20 protein-coding genes are annotated in these 18,572 nt (G+C 68.5%); 12 read left to right on the forward strand and 8 right to left on the reverse strand.

What is annotated here, in order from left to right:
* Window positions 1-22: 22 nt before the first annotated feature.
* Complete coding sequence (locus QRN67_RS24595) at window positions 23-1,243, reverse strand: LysM peptidoglycan-binding domain-containing protein (protein ID WP_081268788.1); 1,221 nt, start codon at window positions 1,241-1,243, stop codon at window positions 23-25.
* A 159-nt stretch (window positions 1,244-1,402) separates the two neighbouring features.
* Here QRN67_RS24595 and def point away from each other — a divergent pair, with 159 nt between their 5' ends.
* Genes def through QRN67_RS24620 form a run of 5 tightly spaced genes read left to right on the forward strand, consistent with a single transcriptional unit; the run spans window position 1,403 to window position 4,463 of the window.
* Entirely contained in the window at window positions 1,403-1,921 is a 519-nt protein-coding gene (gene def / locus QRN67_RS24600) for a peptide deformylase (RefSeq protein WP_285413968.1), read from the forward strand.
* Between the two features lies 1 nt (window position 1,922).
* Window positions 1,923-2,435, forward strand: coding sequence for a hypothetical protein (locus QRN67_RS24605; protein WP_285413969.1), 513 nt, complete (start codon window positions 1,923-1,925; stop codon window positions 2,433-2,435).
* Window positions 2,432-3,388, forward strand: coding sequence for a methionyl-tRNA formyltransferase (gene fmt / locus QRN67_RS24610; RefSeq protein ID WP_285413970.1), 957 nt, complete (start codon window positions 2,432-2,434; stop codon window positions 3,386-3,388). The genes QRN67_RS24605 and fmt overlap by 4 nt, the downstream gene beginning before the upstream one ends.
* On the forward strand, window positions 3,388-4,128 hold the full coding sequence (locus tag QRN67_RS24615; RefSeq protein WP_081268791.1) for an AzlC family ABC transporter permease: 741 nt from the start codon (window positions 3,388-3,390) through the stop codon (window positions 4,126-4,128). Before fmt ends, QRN67_RS24615 begins: the two co-directional genes overlap by 1 nt.
* A 23-nt stretch (window positions 4,129-4,151) precedes the next feature.
* Entirely contained in the window at window positions 4,152-4,463 is a 312-nt protein-coding gene (locus QRN67_RS24620) for an AzlD domain-containing protein (protein ID WP_285414058.1), read from the forward strand.
* 9 nt (window positions 4,464-4,472) lie between these two features.
* Here QRN67_RS24620 and QRN67_RS24625 read toward each other — a convergent pair whose 3' ends face one another.
* From QRN67_RS24625 to QRN67_RS24650, 6 genes are read right to left on the reverse strand one after another with little or no spacing between them, the layout of a single operon-like run.
* Window positions 4,473-5,444 carry a Bug family tripartite tricarboxylate transporter substrate binding protein gene (locus QRN67_RS24625; RefSeq protein ID WP_081268826.1) on the reverse strand — a complete coding sequence of 324 codons (972 nt, stop codon included), beginning with the start codon at window positions 5,442-5,444 and terminating at the stop codon, window positions 4,473-4,475.
* A 43-nt stretch (window positions 5,445-5,487) separates the two neighbouring features.
* Window positions 5,488-6,465, reverse strand: coding sequence for an MBL fold metallo-hydrolase (locus tag QRN67_RS24630; protein ID WP_285413971.1), 978 nt, complete (start codon window positions 6,463-6,465; stop codon window positions 5,488-5,490).
* Window positions 6,462-6,668: a DUF2783 domain-containing protein gene (locus QRN67_RS24635; protein ID WP_285413972.1), complete on the reverse strand. Its 207-nt coding sequence runs from the start codon at window positions 6,666-6,668 to the stop codon at window positions 6,462-6,464. The genes QRN67_RS24630 and QRN67_RS24635 overlap by 4 nt, the downstream gene beginning before the upstream one ends.
* A complete protein-coding gene (locus QRN67_RS24640) occupies window positions 6,665-8,314 on the reverse strand; it encodes an FAD-dependent monooxygenase (RefSeq protein ID WP_285413973.1) in 1,650 nt (549 codons plus the stop codon). Before QRN67_RS24640 ends, QRN67_RS24635 begins: the two co-directional genes overlap by 4 nt.
* A 7-nt stretch (window positions 8,315-8,321) precedes the next feature.
* The gene (locus QRN67_RS24645; protein ID WP_285413975.1) at window positions 8,322-9,443 is read right to left on the reverse strand and encodes an alpha/beta hydrolase family protein; all 1,122 of its coding nucleotides are present in this window, start codon (window positions 9,441-9,443) and stop codon (window positions 8,322-8,324) included.
* A complete protein-coding gene (locus QRN67_RS24650; protein ID WP_081268797.1) occupies window positions 9,436-9,975 on the reverse strand; it encodes a VOC family protein in 540 nt (179 codons plus the stop codon). Before QRN67_RS24650 ends, QRN67_RS24645 begins: the two co-directional genes overlap by 8 nt.
* Before the next feature lie 93 nt (window positions 9,976-10,068).
* Here QRN67_RS24650 and QRN67_RS24655 point away from each other — a divergent pair, with 93 nt between their 5' ends.
* The 3 genes from QRN67_RS24655 to pyk all read left to right on the forward strand — a co-directional run bounded on the left by QRN67_RS24655 (window position 10,069) and on the right by pyk (window position 13,794).
* A complete protein-coding gene (locus QRN67_RS24655) occupies window positions 10,069-10,974 on the forward strand; it encodes a LysR family transcriptional regulator (RefSeq protein ID WP_285413976.1) in 906 nt (301 codons plus the stop codon).
* 91 nt (window positions 10,975-11,065) lie between these two features.
* Window positions 11,066-12,259: a phosphoglycerate kinase gene (locus QRN67_RS24660; RefSeq protein ID WP_106936451.1), complete on the forward strand. Its 1,194-nt coding sequence runs from the start codon at window positions 11,066-11,068 to the stop codon at window positions 12,257-12,259.
* Between the two features lie 86 nt (window positions 12,260-12,345).
* Window positions 12,346-13,794, forward strand: a complete 1,449-nt coding sequence (gene pyk, locus QRN67_RS24665; protein ID WP_081268800.1) for a pyruvate kinase — start codon at window positions 12,346-12,348, stop codon at window positions 13,792-13,794.
* A gap of 20 nt (window positions 13,795-13,814) precedes the next feature.
* Here the strand turns inward: pyk and QRN67_RS24670 are convergent, their stop codons facing one another.
* Window positions 13,815-14,831 (reverse strand): 1-aminocyclopropane-1-carboxylate deaminase, encoded by a 1,017-nt coding sequence (locus QRN67_RS24670; RefSeq protein WP_106936453.1) that lies wholly within the window; start codon window positions 14,829-14,831, stop codon window positions 13,815-13,817.
* A 136-nt stretch (window positions 14,832-14,967) separates the two neighbouring features.
* Between QRN67_RS24670 and QRN67_RS24675 the strand changes: the two genes are divergently transcribed.
* The 4 genes from QRN67_RS24675 to QRN67_RS24690 all read left to right on the forward strand — a co-directional run bounded on the left by QRN67_RS24675 (window position 14,968) and on the right by QRN67_RS24690 (window position 18,570).
* Window positions 14,968-15,453 (forward strand): Lrp/AsnC family transcriptional regulator, encoded by a 486-nt coding sequence (locus QRN67_RS24675; RefSeq protein WP_081268802.1) that lies wholly within the window; start codon window positions 14,968-14,970, stop codon window positions 15,451-15,453.
* A gap of 35 nt (window positions 15,454-15,488) precedes the next feature.
* A complete protein-coding gene (locus tag QRN67_RS24680) occupies window positions 15,489-16,427 on the forward strand; it encodes an alpha/beta hydrolase (RefSeq protein WP_285413977.1) in 939 nt (312 codons plus the stop codon).
* 65 nt (window positions 16,428-16,492) lie between these two features.
* The gene (gene fba, locus QRN67_RS24685; RefSeq protein WP_081268804.1) at window positions 16,493-17,557 is read left to right on the forward strand and encodes a class II fructose-bisphosphate aldolase; all 1,065 of its coding nucleotides are present in this window, start codon (window positions 16,493-16,495) and stop codon (window positions 17,555-17,557) included.
* Window positions 17,558-17,664: 107 nt separating this feature from the next.
* Window positions 17,665-18,570 carry a phosphoribosylaminoimidazolesuccinocarboxamide synthase gene (locus QRN67_RS24690; protein WP_081268805.1) on the forward strand — a complete coding sequence of 302 codons (906 nt, stop codon included), beginning with the start codon at window positions 17,665-17,667 and terminating at the stop codon, window positions 18,568-18,570.
* Window positions 18,571-18,572 lie beyond the last annotated feature (2 nt).

Here is an 18,572-nt window from a genome sequence, read left to right on the forward strand (position 1 = left end):
GCGAAAGAGCCGTAGCCGTGGGTCAGGGATTGACGAGGAAGTCGCCAGCGCGCGGAGTGTCGTTGATTTCCAGAACCAGCGCGTAGGACACTTTCTCGAAAGTGCGAAACACCATCAGCAGGCCGATGCGTTCATTGGGCAGCTTGATGGTTTCCTTGCGGGCGCCGGTACGGTCGACGATGGTCTCGCCGTTCTTCAGGATGGCCAGCACGTGGCCGCTGTCGATGCCGTCGCGCGTGCCCTTGTTGATGGCCACCACCTGGTTCTGCGCGGCGAACTGCACCGCGTTGCCGTAGACCGAGATGATGCGGCCGTCGACCTGCGTCGAGGGCGCGCGCGGCACGTAGCTCAGCAGCTGGCGCGGCGGCTCGGGCAGCAGGCGGTCGCCGGCGCGGATTTCCTCGCGCGACGCGATGATGTCGACGGTCGCGGGCACCACCGTGATGACGTCCTTGTCCTCGACTGTCTCGACGGTGGTCGACTCGCCGCGCTGCAGCTGCGCCTTGCCCAGGTACTGCGCCTCGTAGCCGAGGATTTCGCCCGTGCCCGGGTCTTTCAGCGGGGTGGCGTTGCGGAACACGCGGAAATGCTGCACCGGGCCCGGGGCCTCGACCAGCGGCGAATTGGCGTTGCCGCGCGCATAGGCGCGGTCGCCGCGTGACAGCAGAACACGGTTGTCGTTGCCGGCCACGATGCGCGGCGCGCTCTCCAGCGTGCCGGCGTCGACCACGATGGGCTCGCTCAGGAACGGCTCGATGATGCTCGGGTTGAGCGTGGGCAGCGCCATGCCGGCCAGCGAATCGAAGCGGGTGCGCGGGGACAGCTTGATGGTGCCGCCGTCGCCGCTGAAGCCGCCGCGGCGGGTGGTCGTGAGACGGGCACGGCCGCCGGTCTTGTCCAGGTAGAGCACCTGGCCGGGGTAGATGCGGTGCGGGTTCGCGATTTCGTCGAGGTTCATGCCCCACAGCTCGGGCCAGCGCCAGGGGCGCAGCAGGTAGAGGCGGGAGATGGCCCAGAGCGTGTCGCCGGGCTTGACGGTGTATTCGTCGGGGGCGTTGGGGGAGAGTTCGCTCAGCGGCACGCCGGTTTGCGCGGTCTGCTGGGCCGTGGCGCGCTGCTGCGGCGTCACCGGGTAGTTCTGGGCCCAGGCCGTCGTGGCGCCGCAACTGCCGAGCACCGCCAGGGCGGTCAGCGTGGCAAGAAATGAGGGGCGCTGGCGTTCAGCTGATCTGAGCTTTTTCATGTCTGGATGGGTGAGCGCGCGAGGTATCGCCGCACATACGAATCTCACAATTTGCTACGAATTCTGCGCTGAAGCCCCTGGCAGGGCAACGTTTTCGGGCTCGCGGGGCCCGTCGCGTCGCGGAATTGGCGAAAATAGCCACAACTTCCCCCCGATTTCATGGCCAAACGAATCATTCTGAGTTACCCGGACAAGCGCCTGCACACGGTGGCCAAGCCGGTGCAGGGCGTCGACGCACGCGTCAAGGCGCTGGTGGCCGACATGCTGGAAACAATGTACGACGCCAACGGCATCGGCCTGGCAGCCACGCAGGTCGACGTGCATGAGCGGCTCGTCGTCATCGACGTGTCGGAAGAGCGCAACGAGCCCATCGTGCTCATCAACCCCGAGATCACCTGGGCCAGCGAAGAGAAGGTGCTGAACGAGGAAGGCTGCCTCTCGGTACCCGGCATCTACGACGGCGTGATGCGCTCGACCTCGGTCAAGGTGCAGGCGCTCGACGAGAACGGCGAAAGCCGCACCATCGAGGCCGACGGCCTGCTGGCCGTGTGCATCCAGCACGAACTCGACCACCTGCTGGGCAAGGTGTTCGTCGAATACCTCTCCCCCCTGAAGCGCAACCGCATCAAGAGCAAGCTGCTCAAGCAGCAGCGCGAAGAACTGCGGGAACGGGCCTGACATGACGATGCAGCGCGGCTTTCGCACCTTCGCCACGCTGGCGGTCTTCGCGGCCGCCGGCCTGGGGCTGGCGGGCTGCGTGAGCGAGCCCGCGCGCATCCGGCCCGGCACCTCCGCCGCCGAAACGCTGCAGCTGCTGGGCACGCCCACGGGCCGCTATCCGCTCAACGGCGGCGGCGAGCGGCTGCAGTATTCGCGCATGCCCGCCGGCTTCGAGGTGACCGACATCGACGTCGACGCGTCCGGCAAGGTCGTCTCCGTGACCCAAGTGCTCAGCGAAGCGCGCTTCGGCCAGGACATCAAGGTCAACCAGTGGCGCCAGGACGACGTCATGGCCTTCTACGGCCGCCCCTATGAAATCTCCCGCGTCAGTTCCTTCGACGGTGCCGTCTGGACCTGGCGCTACAAGGCCGTGAACGAGCGCCGCATGCTGTACATCTACATCGATCCGACCGGCGTGGTCCGGCGCTATCACACGGGGGACGATCTCGAGCTCGATCGGATCCGCGATTGAGCCGCCTGCGCGTCGTTTTCGCGGGCACGCCCGAGTTCGCTCGCGTGGCCTTGGAGGCCATCGCCGCCGCCGGCCATGACATCGTGCTGGTGATGAGCCAGCCCGACCGCCCCGCCGGCCGCGGCATGAAGCTGCAGGCCTCGCCCGTCAAGCAGTGCGCAGTGGCCAACGGCTGGCCCGTGGCCCAGCCGCGCAGCCTGCGCCTGGACGGCAAGTACCCCGACGAAGCCTCGGCCGCGCGCGACACCCTGCTGGCCGCGAAGCCGGACGTGATGGTGGTCGCCGCCTACGGCCTGATCCTGCCGCAGTGGGTGCTCGACCTGCCGGCGCACGGCTGCCTCAACATCCACGCGAGCCTGCTGCCGCGCTGGCGCGGCGCCGCGCCGATCCACCGCGCCATCGAGGCCGGCGACGCGCAGACCGGCATCACCATCATGCAGATGGACGCGGGGCTGGATACCGGCGACATGCTGCTGCGCGAGTCGGTCGACATCGGCGACGACAACACCGCGCGCCTGCACGACCGGCTGGCCGGGCTGGGCGGCCGCATGATCGTCGAGGCGTTGGCGAACATCGGCGGCCTCACCCGCACACCCCAGCCCGCCGAAGGCATCACCTACGCCCACAAGGTCGAGAAGCACGAAGCGCTGATCGACTGGGCCCAGGCCGCCGACGCCATCGTGCGTCGCATCCGCGCCTTCGACCCGTTCCCCGGCGCCAACAGCCCGCTTGACGGCGAGGCCATCAAGCTGTGGGCCGCCCACGCGACTGCGGCCACGGATGCGTCGGCTGCGCCGGGCACGATCCTGGCCGTCACCGACGCCGGCGTTGCCGTGGCGGCTTCCGGCTCGACCGTCACCATCACCGAACTCCAGCGCGCGGGCGGCAAACGCCTGCCCGTGGCCGATTTCCTGCGCGGCTTCGACCTGAAGCCCGGGCAGGTGTTCGGCTGATGTTCCTGTCGACCGCCATCCGCTCGCGGCCCGAATTCCGGACGGGCGTGCGCGACATGTCTTCCGTGGCGCTGGGCATCGGCGCCTGGGGCCTCATGACCGGCGTGGCCATGGTCAAGTCGGACATGAGCGTGATCGAGGCCATTGCGATGACCCTGCTGGTCTACGCGGGCAGCTCGCAGCTGGCGGCCATTCCGCTGCTGGCCGCGGGCGCGCCGGCCTGGGTGATCCTGGCCACGGGCTTCTGCGTGAACCTGCGCTTCGTCGTGTTCAGCCTGCACCTGCGCCCCTACCTCATGCACATGCCGCGCTGGCGCCGCATGCTGCACGGCTACCTCACGGCCGACATGAGCTATGCGCTCTTCACCAGGAAGTACCCCAAGCCGCCGCTCACCATTGCCGAGGAGCATTCGCAGGAGGCCTACCTCACCGGCAACTACTTCGTGACCTGGTGCGCCTGGATGGGCATGAGCATGCTGGGCGTGGCGCTCGCCAACTTCATTCCGCAGAACTGGGGCCTGGGCTTCGCGGGCGTGCTGAGCCTGGTGGCCATCGTCTGTTCGATGGCGACGACGCGGCTGCGCGTGCTGGCCGCGCTGATTGCCGGCGTCACCGCGGTGGCCGCCTATGCGCTGCCGCTGAAGCTCAACATCGTGGTCGCCATCGGCGTCGCGGTGCTGCTGTGCTTCTGGCTGGAGAAGCAGTTCGGGCTCGACCCGGCGGCGGAGGACGACAAGTGAGTGGAACCACCGACCTGTGGACCATGGGCGTGATCGTCGGGCTGGCGCTCGTCACCGTGCTCACGCGCTGCTTCTTCTTCATCCTGGACCGCCCCTGGGGCCTGCCCGAGTGGGCGCACCGTGCGCTGCACTACGCGCCGGCTGCCGCGCTCGCGGCGGTGATCGCGCCCGAGATCGTCATGACGCAGGGCCACCTGATCGGCACGCTGCACGACGCCCGCCTCTATGCGGCGGTCGTCGGCGCGGCGTACTACTACTGGCGGCGGGGCGTGCTCGGCACCATGCTCGCGGGCATGGCGGTGTACCTGCCGCTGCACCTGGGCCTCGGCTGGTAGTTCGCGTCTTCAGTCGAGCTTCACGCCGGCTGTTCTGATGATGTTGCCCCAGCGCTCGCTCTCGGCGCGCGAGAGCTTGTAGAAGTCCTGCGGCGAGCCCGGCAGCGCCTCGAAGCCGAAGTCCGCGAACAGCTTCACCACCTTCGGCGCCTTCATGGCCTTGTGCAGTTCGGCGTTGAGCCGCGCCACCGCTTCCGGCTGCATGCCGGCCGGGCCGATCAGGCCGTGGAAGGCGTAGGCGTTGACGTCGGGAAAGCCGGCCTCGACGAAGGTCGGCACCTCGGGCAGCGCATTGGCGCGCTGCGGCAGCGCGATGGCCAGCACCCGCACCTTGCCCGACTTGATGATCGACAGGCCCGAGGCCAGGTCGAGCATCATCACCGGCACCTGTCCGCCCATCACGTCGGACATGGCGGGCGCGGCGCCCTTGTACGGCACATGCACGATGCTCAGCCCGGCCTTCTGCTTGAACAGCTCCATCGCCATGTGATGCGGCGAGCCGTTGCCCGGCGAGGCATAGCTCACCTTCTCGGGGTTGGCCTTCACGTAGCGCACGAACTCCGCCACGTTCTTCGCGGGAAAGTCGGGGTGCACCACCAGCGCCACCGGAAAGCGGCCGATAGTGCCGATGTAGGTGAAGTCGCTCGCCGGCTTGTACGGCAGCTTGGTGAACATGTGTTCGTTGAAGAGCAGCGCAGCGTTCTCGGCCTGCATGATCGTGTAGCCGTCGGGCTTGGCCTGCATCATCACGGACACGCCGATGTTGGTCGACGCGCCGGGCCGGTTGTCGATGATCAGCGGCTGCCCCAGCGAAGGCTGCATGGCCTCGGCCAGCGAACGCGCGAGGTTGTCGGTGCCGCCGCCGGCCGAGTACGGCACGATCCACTTGACCGGCTGGTTCGGGTAGGCGGCCGGCTGCGCCGACGCGAAAGAAGCAGCCAGCGCGAGGGTCGCGGCCAGCAGGGGAAGGAAGCGTTTCATCATCGTCTCTTGTCTCCGTTGCCTGTCTAGAAATCGGTTCTGTTCAGTCGCCGCGCAGCACTTGCCACAGCTCGCGGTCGCGCTCGGCGGTCCACACCACGGGGTGCTCGATGCCGCGCAGCTCGTCATAGGCGCGCGACACGTCGAAGGGCAGCACATGCTGGAACACGGGCCAGCCGCCGAAGCGCGGCGTCATGGCCGCCTCGGCGCGCGCGAAGCAGCCCTTGAGCGTGTCGCCCGCCGCGATGCCGGCCTTCACGCTGTCGAGCAGCGTCGACAGGAATGCCTTGGTCAGGCCGATCGCCTCGGCGCATGCGGCTTCGTCCTGCAGCACCGCGCCGCGGCCCGGCACCAGCACGCGCGGGTTCAGCGCATGCACCGCGTCGAGCGTGCGGGCCCAGTCGCCGATGTAGGCGTCGCCCGCGTACACGCCGCAGTGGTTCTCGACCACGTCGCCGGAGAACAGCACGCCGCAGTCGGGCAGCCAGGCGACGGTGTCGCCGCTCGAATGGCCGCGGCCCAGCGCCATCAGCCGCAGCTCGCGGCCGGTGCCCGGGCGGGGGCCGAGCCACAGGCTCATTTCGCCCTGGAAGCTCATCGTCGGGAAGGTCAGGCCCGGAATCTCTTCCACGCCCGCGAACAGGCGCGGGAAGCGGCCCACCTCCGAATCGAAGTCGGCCTGGCCGCGGGTGCGTATCCAGTCGAGCGTGCCGTTGCTCGCGATGATCTGCTCCACCTCGTCGAAGGCGCTCGCGCCCATCACGCGCACCGCGTGGTAGTGGGTGAGCACGATGGTCCGGATCGGCTTGTCGGTCACCGTGCGGATGGCCGCGAGGAAGTCGCGCGCCATGCGCGGCGTGGGGCGGGTGTCGATCAGTACCACGTGGTCGTCGCCGACGACGAAGCCGCAGTTGGGATCGAAGTCGCTGATGTAGCCGTAGGCACCGGGCGCGAGCTCGCGCAGCTGCGGCTTCTGCTCGCGGGTGTCCGAGGCAGAAGCGAAAGAGACGTTGGCGGTCATGGGGTGTGGTTGGTCGTGGGGTTGTCTTCGGCGGCCGCGCGGATGCAGGCCAGCAGCACGTCCTGGTCGGCGCACTGGTTGGCCAGCAGCAGCACGAGGCGGGCATTGAGGTCGGCGCTGTGCGCCTCGCTCAGGCCTTCGTGCGCGGCGAGCAGGGCGGCGTAGAAGCCGTCGGGGTCGGGGATGCGGGGCGCTGTGTTCATGGGGCGGTGTCGTGGGCGAGGGCGGTGCGCAACGCGGCGGCGATGGCTCCGGGCGTGGCTTGCGTCAGCACGGCGGCGCGGTAGGCGTCGGGCCGCACGAGGACGAAGCCGCCCGCATGGCCGATGCCGAGATGGCGCGCCAGTTGTTCGTCGGCCTGCAGCGTGGGCAGGCCGCTGTCGCCGCCCACTGCCAGCAGGCGCAGCGGCAATGCGGCGGTGGCGTCGAGCGCGGCCCGTGCCTGTTCGCGCGTCGGCGCGAACCACAGGCCGATGCACTGCGTGCCCTCGGCCAGCAGCTGCATCAGCGTCGTCCCGCGGCCGTCGGTCCAGCGCAGCGCCAGGTTCTGCACCGTGCGGCCGCCTTCGGGCAGCGCGGGCGCGGGCGGGTAGTCGTTGGCGACCGACATGCGCCCGGTGTTCACCAGCGCCCGGGCGAATGGATGGCGCGCGGCCAGCGCCACCACGGCGCGGCGCAGCGTGTGCTCGGCCGGCGAGCGCGGCGCCAGGAAGCGCGCCGAGCGGCTGGTCACCTGCAGGTTCTGCGCGGCGGCGGGCTGGCGCTCGGCGTCGTAGCTGTCGAGCAGCGCATCGCCGGCCTTGCCTTGCGCGACCAGCGCGAGCTTCCAGCCGAGGTTGGCCGCGTCCTGGATGCCGCTGTTGCCGCCGCGCGCGCCGAAGGGGCTCACCACGTGCGCCGCGTCGCCGATGAAGAACACGCGGCCGTGCCGGAAGCTGTCGAGCAGGTGGTCTCGGTAGCCGTAGGGCCCGATCCACACGAACTCGAACTCCACGTCCGGCCCCAGCTGCTCGCGCAGCCGCGCGCCGGCCACCTCGGGCTTGCTGATGTGGGCCGTGTCGCAGTCTTCGGGCATCTGGTAGTCGATGCGCCACACGCCGTCGGCCATCAGGTGCTGCCACACGCCGCGGCCTTCGTTGAAGGGCGCGTCGACCCAGGTCCAGCGCTCGGTGGGCAGCGGCTTCCTGAAGCGCACGTCGCTGATGCACCAGCGGTCGGTGCTGCGCGAGGCGTGCGCCTCGATGCCGAGCTGCGCGCGTATCGGGCTGTTGGCGCCGGTCGCGTCGATCAGCCGGTCGGCCTCGATGGTGTAGCTGCCCGCGGGCGTCTCGATGTCCAGGCGCACGCCGTCGGCCAGTTGCTCGACGCGCGTCACGCGGCTCTTCCAGCGCACGTCGGTGCGGCCGAGTTCGAGGATGCGCTCGACCAGGAACCACTCGACGTAGAACTGCTGCAGGTTGATGAACGGCGGCTGCCTGGAGACGCTGTTCGCCTGCAGGTTGAAGTTGTAGACCTCCTGCTCGCCCGAGAAGGTGCGCCCGAACGACCAGGTGATGCCCTTGGCCGCGATGCGCTCGTAGATGCCCAGGCGCTCGAAGATCTCCAGGCTCTTCTGCGCGTAGCAGATGCCGCGCGACGAGGCGCCGCGCACGCCGACGGTGTCGTCCTCGTCGAGCAGCACGGCATGCACGCCGCGCTGCGCGAGGTCGCAGGCCAGCGTGAGGCCCGAGGGGCCGGCGCCGACGATCACGATGGGGTGGCGCACGACCTTCGCGCTGTTCAGCTCGGGCGGGGGCGTGAAGGGCCAGACCGGCAGCTCGTAGGCCGGTGCGAATGCAAAGTTTTCCATGTCTCTTCTACAGCGCGTGGGCGAACTCGGCGATGGCGTCGGCCGCCTGCGGGATCAGGTGCGGCTGGCCCGCCAGGTAGTGGTTGCCGCCCACGATGTCGACGTTGCGGATGCGCGATCCGCCCGCCGCCATCCATGCGTCGCGCGTGCTCGGGAAGGTCGACTGGTCGCCGGTGTAGGTCAGCAGCAGCTTCGGCACCGTGGTGCGCGCGAGGTTGGTCGGCCCGTCGGCCTGCGAGCGCGAGGACCACTGCGACAGGAAGGCCGTGAGCGAGGTGGTGCGGCCCATCGCGTTGGCCGAGTAGTTCACTTGCCGCGCGTCGCCCCACACGCTGCCGGGCAGGCGGTCGTTGGGGTCGAGCGAGAGGTCGACGCAGCGCGGATCGGCATGCGTGCGGTAGACGATGAAGGTCTGGTCGCGCGGCGCGCCGGGCGTGTTGCGCAGCAGCGCGAGGCGGTCGATGCACCACTGCTCGATGCGGTCCAGCCGCGCCTTCTGCGCGGCGCTGAAGCGGGCGAGGAAGTCGCTGTCGTAGGGCACGCGGTGGCGCGGGTCGTACATGTCGAGCTCGGGGTCCACCGAGAGCGGGTCGTGCTCGTCGGTGACGGAGGGGTCGATCCAGTCGCGCATCAGCCGGGTGCGGCCCAGGTGCGCGGCGCACAGCGCGATGCCGTCCACCGGGGGCAGGTCGCCCGGGTGCAGGTGCGTCGGGTCGCCGTCCGGGAGGTGCGTGGCGGTGAGCTTCTCGGCCTGCGCCTGGTAGAAAGCCGACAGCGCGGCGCCGCCGGAGTTGCCGACGAGGAACACCTTCTCGTAGCCCGCCGCCCGCAGGTACTGCACGCCGGCGCCCAGGTCTTGAATGGCGCGTTCCATCAGCAGCACCGTGTCGTTGCCCACAAAGCGCGAGTTCAGCCCCATGCAGCAGATGCCGCGCTCGGCCAGCGGGCCGATCAGGTAGTGGCCCATGAAGTTGCTGGTCGGGTGCATCACGATGGCCGCGACCTTCTTCGGCCCCTGCGGTGCCTGGCAGGCGCCATAGATGCGCGGGCGCAGCAGCTGCAGGCCCGACTGGCTCTCCATCGAGGCGCCGGGCTTCACGTCGATGACGGCGAGTTGCAGCTCAGGCATTCGACGCACTCCTCGCAGCGCGCAGCTCGGCCTTGCGCGCGGTCCAGGCGTCCAGGTCGGCACGGGCGCGCAGCGCATGCGCGTCCATCTCGGACTGAGGCACGGTCGGCGTGGTCAGCTCCACGCGGATGCCGTTGGGGTCGAAGAAGTAGATCGACTCGATGATGTGGTGGTCGGTCACGCCCAGCACCTCGACGCCCGCGCCCTCGAGCCGCGCCTTGGCGGCCAGCAGGTCGTCCACCGAATCGACGCGCAGCGCGATGTGATTAACCCAGGAAGGCGTGTTGGGCGAGGGCAGCGCTGCAACGTCGTCGCCCAGGTCGAAGAAGGCGATGTACGAGCCGTCGCGCATCTGGAAAAAGATGTGCACGTAGGGGCAGTACTCGCCCGTGCTCGGCACGTGGTCGCTCTTGATGACGTGGGCCAGCGGCAGGCCCAGCAGGTCTTCGTAGAAGCGGCGGGTTTCCTCGCTGTCGCGGCAGCGCCAGGCGAAGTGGTGCAGCCCGCGCACGGGCGGTGGTGGGGTTGGCATGGCTCTGGTGTCTCCGTTGAGCCGGTATTGGGCGACGCCGGGTCTTATGATGCAATCGAAATTAATTCATCGATTGATGAAATAACCATATATATGAACCTCACCCTGCGCCAGTTGCGCGCCTTCGCCGCCGTGGCCGAAAGCGGCAGCTTCACCGCCGCGGCGCAGCAGCTGCACCTCACGCAGTCGGCGCTCAGCGTGTTGGTGCGCGAGCTCGAACGCGAAATGGGCGTGCAGCTGCTCGACCGCAACACCCGCAGCGTGCAGCTGTCGGAGGCGGGGCGCGAGTTTTTGCCGTCGGTGCACCGGCTGCTCGGCGACCTGGCGGGCGCGGTGGCTGGCGTCACCGACCTGCGTGACAAGAAGAAAGGCTTGTTGCGGCTTGCGGCGCCGCAGCTCATGGCCTGCACGCTGATGCCGCGCGTCATCGCGGTCTATCGCGAGGCCTATCCCGACGTGGACGTGCGGCTGGCCGACACCCTGCCGGAGCACCTGCTGGCGGGCGTGAGCGCCGGCGACGTGGAGCTGGCCGTGGGCCAGGACGTGGCGGTGGACAGCGCCATCGAGCGCCGCACGCTGTTCCGCGACCGGCACTGGCTGATCTGCCCGCCGGAACACGCCTTCGCCAACCGCCGCAAGGTGCGCTGGCACGAACTGGGCCCCTACACCTTCATCGCGCCCACGCGAGACTTCCGCCAGCGCGTGCTGCCCGAGCTGGCGCCGGCCGAGCGCGACTACATGCTGCGCCCCGGCACGCAGGAGGTTTCGTACATGACCACCGCGCTCGGCATGGTGGCCTCGGGGCTGGGGCTCACGGTGTGCCCGACCTATTCCGCGCCGCTGGTGCGCGCCCACGGGCTGCGCATGGTGCGGCTCGAGTCGCCCGACTTCCACCGCGAGGTTTGCGTCTACAGCGCGGCCCGGCGCAGCCTTTCGCCGGCTGCCGCGGGCTTCGTCGAGATCCTGGAGCAGTTCGCCAGCGCGCAGCAAAAGGCCTGAAAAGCATCGGCCCGCGGCAACAGGCGCTCAGGGCGGGCAAAGTGCAAAACCTACAATGCAGGCCGACCCGTCTTCCACCTCTTCCAGACCCATGAACGTCATTCGATTCACCGACCTCTGCGCACAGGGCAAAGCCGCCGGCCAGCGCGTCTTCATCCGTGCCGACCTCAACGTGCCGCAGGACGACGCCGGCAACATCACCGAAGACACGCGCGTGCGCGCCTCGGTGCCCTGCATCCAGCTGGCGCTCGACGCCGGCGCGGCCGTGATGGTCACCTCGCACCTGGGCCGCCCGACCGAAGGCGAATTCAAGCCCGAAGACTCCCTGGCCCCCGTCGCCAGGCGCCTGGGCGAGCTGCTCGGCCGTGAAGTGCCGCTGGTCGCCAACTGGGTCGACGGCGTCGACGTCAAGCCCGGCCAGGTCGTGCTGCTCGAGAACTGCCGCGTCAACAAGGGCGAGAAGAAGAACGACGAGGCGCTGGCCCGCAAGCTGGCCGCGCTCACCGACATCTACGTGAACGACGCCTTCGGCACCGCCCACCGCGCCGAGGCCACCACCTACGGCATCGCGCAGTTCGCGAAGATCGCCGCCGCCGGCCCGCTGCTGGCCGCCGAGATCGACGCCATCACCAAGGCGCTGGCACAGCCCAAGCGGCCGCTGGTGGCCATCGTGGCGGGCTCGAAGGTCAGCACCAAGCTCACCATCCTCAAGAGCCTGTCGGCCAACGTCGACCAGCTGATCGTGGGCGGCGGCATCGCCAACACCTTCATGCTGGCCGCCGGCCTGAAGATCGGCAAGTCGCTGGCCGAGCCCGACCTGGTCGACCAGGCCAAGGCGGTGATCGACGCCATGCGCGCGCGCGGCGCCGACGTGCCGATTCCGGTGGACGTGGTCACGGCCAAGACCTTCGCGGCCGACGCGGCCGCCACCGTCAAGGACGCGAGCGACGTGGCCGACGACGACCTGATCCTGGACATCGGCCCCAAGACCGCCGCGATCCTGGCCGCGCAGCTGCGCGAAGCCGGCACCATCGTCTGGAACGGCCCGGTGGGCGTGTTCGAGTTCGATGCCTTCGCGGGCGGCACCAAGGCCATCGCGCAGGCGATTGCCGAAAGCAGCGCGTTCTCGATCGCCGGCGGCGGCGACACGCTGGCGGCCATCGCCAAGTACGGCATCGAGAAGCAGGTCGGCTACATCTCGACCGGCGGCGGTGCCTTCCTGGAAGTGCTGGAGGGCAAGACCCTGCCGGCCTTCGAGATCCTGTCCAGGCGCGCGGCCGGCTGATGCCGGCGGCGGGAAAGCCCGTGGGGTGACTTCCGTCAGACACACAAAGTGTATACAGTAGCGAATACAAAACGGAGACTACCCTCATGAGCACGGACCGCATTCCCCGCCACGCCACCAAGATCGTTGCCACGCTCGGTCCGGCGTCCAACACGCCGGAACTGCTGGAAAAGATGATCCTGGCCAAGGTCAGCGTCGTGCGGCTGAACTTCAGCCACGGCACGGCGCAGGACCACATCGACCGCGCGGCCATGGTGCGCGAAGCCGCCCGCAAGACGGGCCGCGAAGTGGCCATCATGGCCGACCTGCAGGGCCCCAAGATCCGCGTCGGCAAGTTCGCGCAGGGCAAGGTCTGGCTGGAGCCGGGCGCCAAGTTCGTGCTCGACGCCTCGCGCACCGAGCCCGGCGACGTCGATGCCGTGGGCCTCGACTATAAGGACCTGCCGCGCGACGTGAAGCCCGGCGACAAGCTGCTGCTGAACGACGGCCTCATCGTGCTCACGGTCGACGCCGTCAAGGGCGAGGCGGTGCACACCACCGTCAAGCTCGGCGGCGAGCTGTCGAACAACAAGGGCATCAACAAGCAGGGCGGCGGCCTCACGGCGCCCGCGCTGACGGCCAAGGACATGGAAGACATCAAGACCGCGATGAGCTTCCAGGCCGACTACGTGGCCGTGAGCTTCCCCAAGAACGCCACCGACATGGAAATGGCGCGCCAGCTGTGCAACGTGGCCGCGGCCGAGTACGGCCACAAGCCCGGCATGATCGCCAAGATCGAGCGGGCCGAAGCCATTCCCAAGCTGGAAGAGATCCTGCGCGCCAGCGACGGCATCATGGTCGCGCGCGGCGACCTCGCCGTGGAAGTGGGCAACGCGGCAGTGCCCGCGCTGCAGAAGAAGATGATCCGCATGGCGCGCGACATGGACAAGGTGGTCATCACCGCGACCCAGATGATGGAGTCGATGATCACCAACCCCGTGCCCACGCGCGCCGAGGTGAGCGACGTGGCCAACGCCGTGCTCGACGGCACCGACGCCGTGATGCTCTCCGCCGAGACCGCCTCGGGCCGCTACCCGCTCGAGACCGTGCAGGAGATGAGCCGCATCTGCGAAGCCGCGGAAGCGGCCGAAGACAAGACGCTCGACGCCGACTTCAGCGGCAAGACCTACAGCCGCATCGACCAGTCGATCGCCATGGGCGCGCTGTTCACGGCGCACCACCTGGGCGCCAAGGCCATCGTGGCGCTGACCGAGTCCGGCGCCACCATGCTGTGGATGAGCCGCCACCGCGCGCACATTCCCATGTACGCGCTGACCTCGCGGCTGGCCACGCAGCGCAAGCTGGCGCTGTACCGCAACGTGCGCCCGCTGCTGATGGACTCGGAAAGCGACCGCGACACCGCGCTGCTGCAGGCCGAGAACCACCTGAAGAAGCGCGGCATCGTGCAGACCGGCGACGTCTACGCCATCACCTGCGGCGAGCCGATGGGTGCCCCCGGCGGCACCAACATGCTCAAGATCTGCAGGGCGAGCTGAACCCGCCCGGCTGAGCTTGCTCAGCCGTTGCGGAACAGGAAGCTGTAGGCGTTCAGCGCGGGCACCCCGCCCAGGTGCGCATACAGCACCTTCGAGCCGGCCGGGAATTCACCCAGCCGCACCTTCTCGATCATCCCGTGCATCGACTTGCCCTCGTACACGGGGTCGGTCAGCATGCCCTCGAAGCGCGCGCTCAGGCGAATGGCCTCCAGCGTGCCCTCGTTCGGCAGGCCGTATTCGGGGCCGCCGAAGCGGCGGTCCAGCACCACGTCTTTCTCGGTGATGTCCCGGCCCAGCTCGACCAGCTCGGCCGTGTTCTTCGCGATGCGCACGATCTGCTCGAAGGTCTGCTGCGGCTTGGCCGAGGCGTCGATGCCGATCACGCGGTCGGCCCGGCCGTCGGCCGCGAAGCCCACCACCATGCCGGCCTGCGTGCTGCCGGTGACCGAACAGACCACGATGTAGTCGAACTTGAAGCCCAGCTCGGCCTCCTGCTGGCGCACTTCCTCGGCAAAGCCCACGAAGCCGAGCCCGCCGCGCGGATGCTCCGAGCAGCCCGCCGGAATCGGGAACGGCTTGCCGCCGGCCTTGCGCACGCTCTCCATCGCGTCTTCCCAGCTCTTGCGGATGCCGATGTCGAAGCCGGAGGCATCGAGCCGAACGTCGGCGCCCATGATGCGCGACATCTCGATGTTGCCCACGCGGTCGTACACCGCGTCGGAGTAGTTGACCCAGTTCTCCTGCACTAGCACGCACTTCAGGCCCAGGTGCGCGGCCACCGCGGCCACCTGCCGCGTCTGGTTCGACTGGATGCCGCCGATCGACACCAGCGTGTCGTAGCCGCCTTCCAGCGCCTCGGGAATCAGGTATTCGAGCTTGCGCGTCTTGTTGCCGCCGAAGGCCAGGCCGCTGTTGCAGTCCTCGCGCTTGGCGTACAGATCGACCTTGCCGCCCAGATGGGCGCTCAGCCGCTTCAGCGGGTGGATCGGCGTGGGGCCGAAGGTCAGGGCATGGCGGGGAAATTTCTTCAGGTTCATGAGGCTGGCTCCGGTGCGTTGAAGCCATCGATCGTAGGAAGAACGGTTCGCAACGTGCTTGCGAAGTTCAGTGGCTTTTCGTAAGAAAAAAAGGCAGGATCTGTATATTCAGGAATTTCAATCTGCAAGGCTGCCGATGAACACAACAAAGTTGCGTACCCCGCCGGAGCTGGACCGCATCGACCGCGCCATCCTGCGCGCCATGCAGCGCGACGCCTCGCTGTCGAACGTGGCGCTCGCGGCCAAGGTCAACCTCAGCGCCGCCGCCTGCCTGCGCCGGGTCGAGCGGCTCAAGGCGGCGGGGCTGATCAAGGGCGTGGTGGCGCTGCTCGATGCCGATGCGCTCGACCTCGGCATGCTGGTGATGATCGGCGTGGTGCTCGACCGCTCCACGCCCGACTCCTTCGCCGACTTCGAGAAGGCCGCGCAGAAGGTCCTGGGCTGCCTCGAATGCCACGTGGTCACCGGCGAGTTCGACTACTTCATGCTCGTGCGCACCCGCGACAACGACAGCTTCAACCGCCTGCACGCCGAGCAGCTGCTCTACCTGCCCGGGGTGCGCCAGATCCGCACCTTCGTCGTTCTCAAGCAGGTGCTGTCAACCACGCAGCTTCCGATCTGACGAAACCGCCGCCCGCCTTCGTGCGTACTGGTGCGATGAGCCTTCCCACCTTCGCCACCTTCGAGTCCCTCCGCCGGCGCCGCAGCGCTTTCCTCACCGCCTTCACAGTCACCGCCGCCGCCGTGCTCTCGGCCTGTTCGCCGGTCAAGGTGCTCAACGGGCTGGTGCCCGGCGACACCTACCAGTTCCAGGGCGGCATCGCCTACGGCCAGGCGCCGCGCCAGCTGCTCGACGTGTACCAGCCGCTGCCGTCCACGCAACCGGCGCGGGGCTCCCGCCCGCTGGTGGTGTTCTTCTTCGGCGGCACCTGGACCAACGGCGACCGCGCCAGCTACAAGTTCGTCGGCGAGGCGCTGGCCGCGCGCGGCGCGGTGGTGGTGGTTCCCGACTACGGCCTGTCGCCCACCTTCACCTATCCGGTCTTCGTGCGCGACAGCGCGCTGGCCGTGAAATGGGCGCTCGACAACGCCGCGCAGCTGGGCGCCGACCCGAAGCAGGTCTACGTGATGGGCCACAGCTCGGGCGGCTACAACGCCGCGATGGTGGCGTTGGATGATCGCTGGCTGGCCGAGGTGGGCGCCAGCCCCAGGCAGCTCGCGGGCTGGATCGGCCTGGCCGGGCCCTACGACTTCCTGCCCATCGGCGACCCGCAGGCGCAGGCCGCCTTCAACTGGCCGGACACCCCGCCCGACTCGCAGCCGCTGGCGCACGTCACGTCCGCATCGCCCCGCGCGCTGCTCCTGGCGGCCTCCAAGGACAACCTGGTCTATCCCGACCGCAACACCGGGCGGATGGCCCAGGCGCTGCGCGCGGCGGGCGTTCCGGTGCAGGTCAGGCTGTACGACAACCTGAGCCACGTGACGCTGATCGGCGCTTTCGCCAAGCCGATCCAGTGGCTGGGCGGGCCGGTGCTGCCGCCGGTCATGGAGTTCCTCGGGTTGGCGTCAGTGCCGTCCGACAAGGCCGCTCGGTAGAATTGGAGTAGTTTTTCTCGTCTTCCAGCCTTCTCTTTTTCCAATTTCCCGCGAGGTATTTCCCCATGGCACTCGTCTCGATGCGCGAACTGCTCGACCATGCCGCAGCCAATGGCTACGGCATTCCGGCCTTCAACGTCAACAACCTCGAACAGGTCCAGGCCGTGATGGAGGCCGCCAAGGAAACCGGCGCCCCCGTCATCCTGCAAGCCAGCGCAGGCGCGCGCAAATACGCCGGCGAAGCCTTCATCAAGCACCTGATCCAGGCCGCCATCGAGCAGTACCCGAACATCCCGCTGGTCATGCACCAGGACCACGGCCAGAACCCCGACGTCTGCAAGGGCGCCATCGACCTGGGCTTCAGCTCGGTCATGATGGACGGCTCGCTCGAGGCCGACGGCAAGACCATCGCCAGCTACGACTACAACGTCGACGTCACCAAGAAGGTGTCCGACATGGCCCACCGCCTGGGCGTGACGGTCGAAGGCGAGCTGGGCTGCCTCGGCTCGCTCGAGACCATGAAGGGCGACAAGGAAGACGGCCACGGCACCGACGACACCATGACGCGCGAACAGCTGCTCACCGACCCCGAGCAGGCCGCCGACTTCGTCAAGCGCACCCAGATCGACGCGCTGGCCATCGCCATCGGCACCAGCCACGGCGCCTACAAGTTCACGCGCGAGCCCACCGGCGACATCCTGGCCATCGACCGCATCAAGGAAATCCACCGCCGCATTCCCAACACCCACCTGGTGATGCACGGCTCGTCGAGCGTGCCGCAGGAGCTGCTGGCCATCATTCGCCAGTACGGCGGCAACATGAAGGAAACCTACGGCGTGCCCGTCAAGGAAATCCAGGAAGCCATCAAGCACGGCGTGCGCAAGATCAACATCGACACCGACATCCGCCTGGCCATGACCGGCGCGGTGCGCAAGTTCCTGTTCGAGAACCCCGAGAAGTTCGACGCCCGCGAATGGCTCAAGCCCGCGCGCGAAGCCGCCAAGCTGATCTGCAAGCAGCGCTACATCGAGTTCGGCTGCGAAGGCCAGGGCGCCAAGATCAAGGGCGACACGCTGCAAGTGGTTGCCGCCAAGTACGCCAAGGGCGAACTCGCTCAGGAAGTCGTTTAAAAACCTTCCCGCGATTCGAAGGCCACCGTTCGCGGTGGCTTTTTTCTGCGCGCACAATCCGCTTTCACCGTCTTTCAGTTTCCGTCGTTTCCCCACCGCAATTGCCCATGACCACCGTCCACACCTCCTCCATCCAGAGCCTGCCCCTGCTTGCGCGCGGCAAGGTGCGCGACAACTACGCCGTCGGTGAAGACCGCATCCTGATGGTCGCGAGCGACCGGCTGAGCGCCTTCGACGTGATCATGGGCGAGCCGATTCCCGGCAAGGGCGAGATCCTGACCCAGATGGCGCTGTGGTGGTTCGAGCGGCTCGGCCAGCTGTGCCCCAACCACCTGACCGGCGATGCGCCCGAGAGCGTGGTCACCGAGGCCGAGGTGCCGCAGGTCACCGGCCGCTCGATGCTGGTCAAGCGCCTGAAGCCGATCCCGGTCGAGGCCGTGGTGCGCGGCTACCTGGCCGGCAGCGGCTGGAAGGAATACCAGGAAAGCCAGTCGGTCTGCGGCGTGCCGCTGCCCGAGGGCCTGACCAACGCCAGCAAGCTGCCGCGCCCCATCTTCACTCCCGCGGCCAAGGCCGCGGCCGGCGAGCACGACGAGAACATCAGCTACGAGCGCGTGGTCGAGATCGTCGGCCCCAAGCTGGCCCAGCAGATCCGCGAGACCAGCATCGCCATCTACGAAACCGCGGCGCAGATCGCCCTGGCCAAGGGGATGATCATTGCCGACACCAAGTTCGAGTTCGGCCTCGACGAAGCCGGCACGCTGGTGCTGATGGACGAGGTGCTCACGCCCGACAGCTCGCGCTACTGGCCGGTGGAGGGCTACCAGGCCGCGCTGGCCGCCGGCGCCAACCCGCCGAGCTACGACAAGCAGTTCGTGCGCGACTGGCTCGAAGCCACCAAGATCAACGGCAAGCCCTGGGACAAGACGCCGCCGGCGCCGCGCCTGCCGGCCGAGGTCATCGAGAAGACCGCCGCCAAGTACCGCGAGGCGCTCGAGCGCCTCACCGGCTGATC

It is taken from the genome of Variovorax sp. efr-133-TYG-130 (assembly GCF_030208835.1).
GTDB lineage: Bacteria > Pseudomonadota > Gammaproteobacteria > Burkholderiales > Burkholderiaceae_C > Variovorax.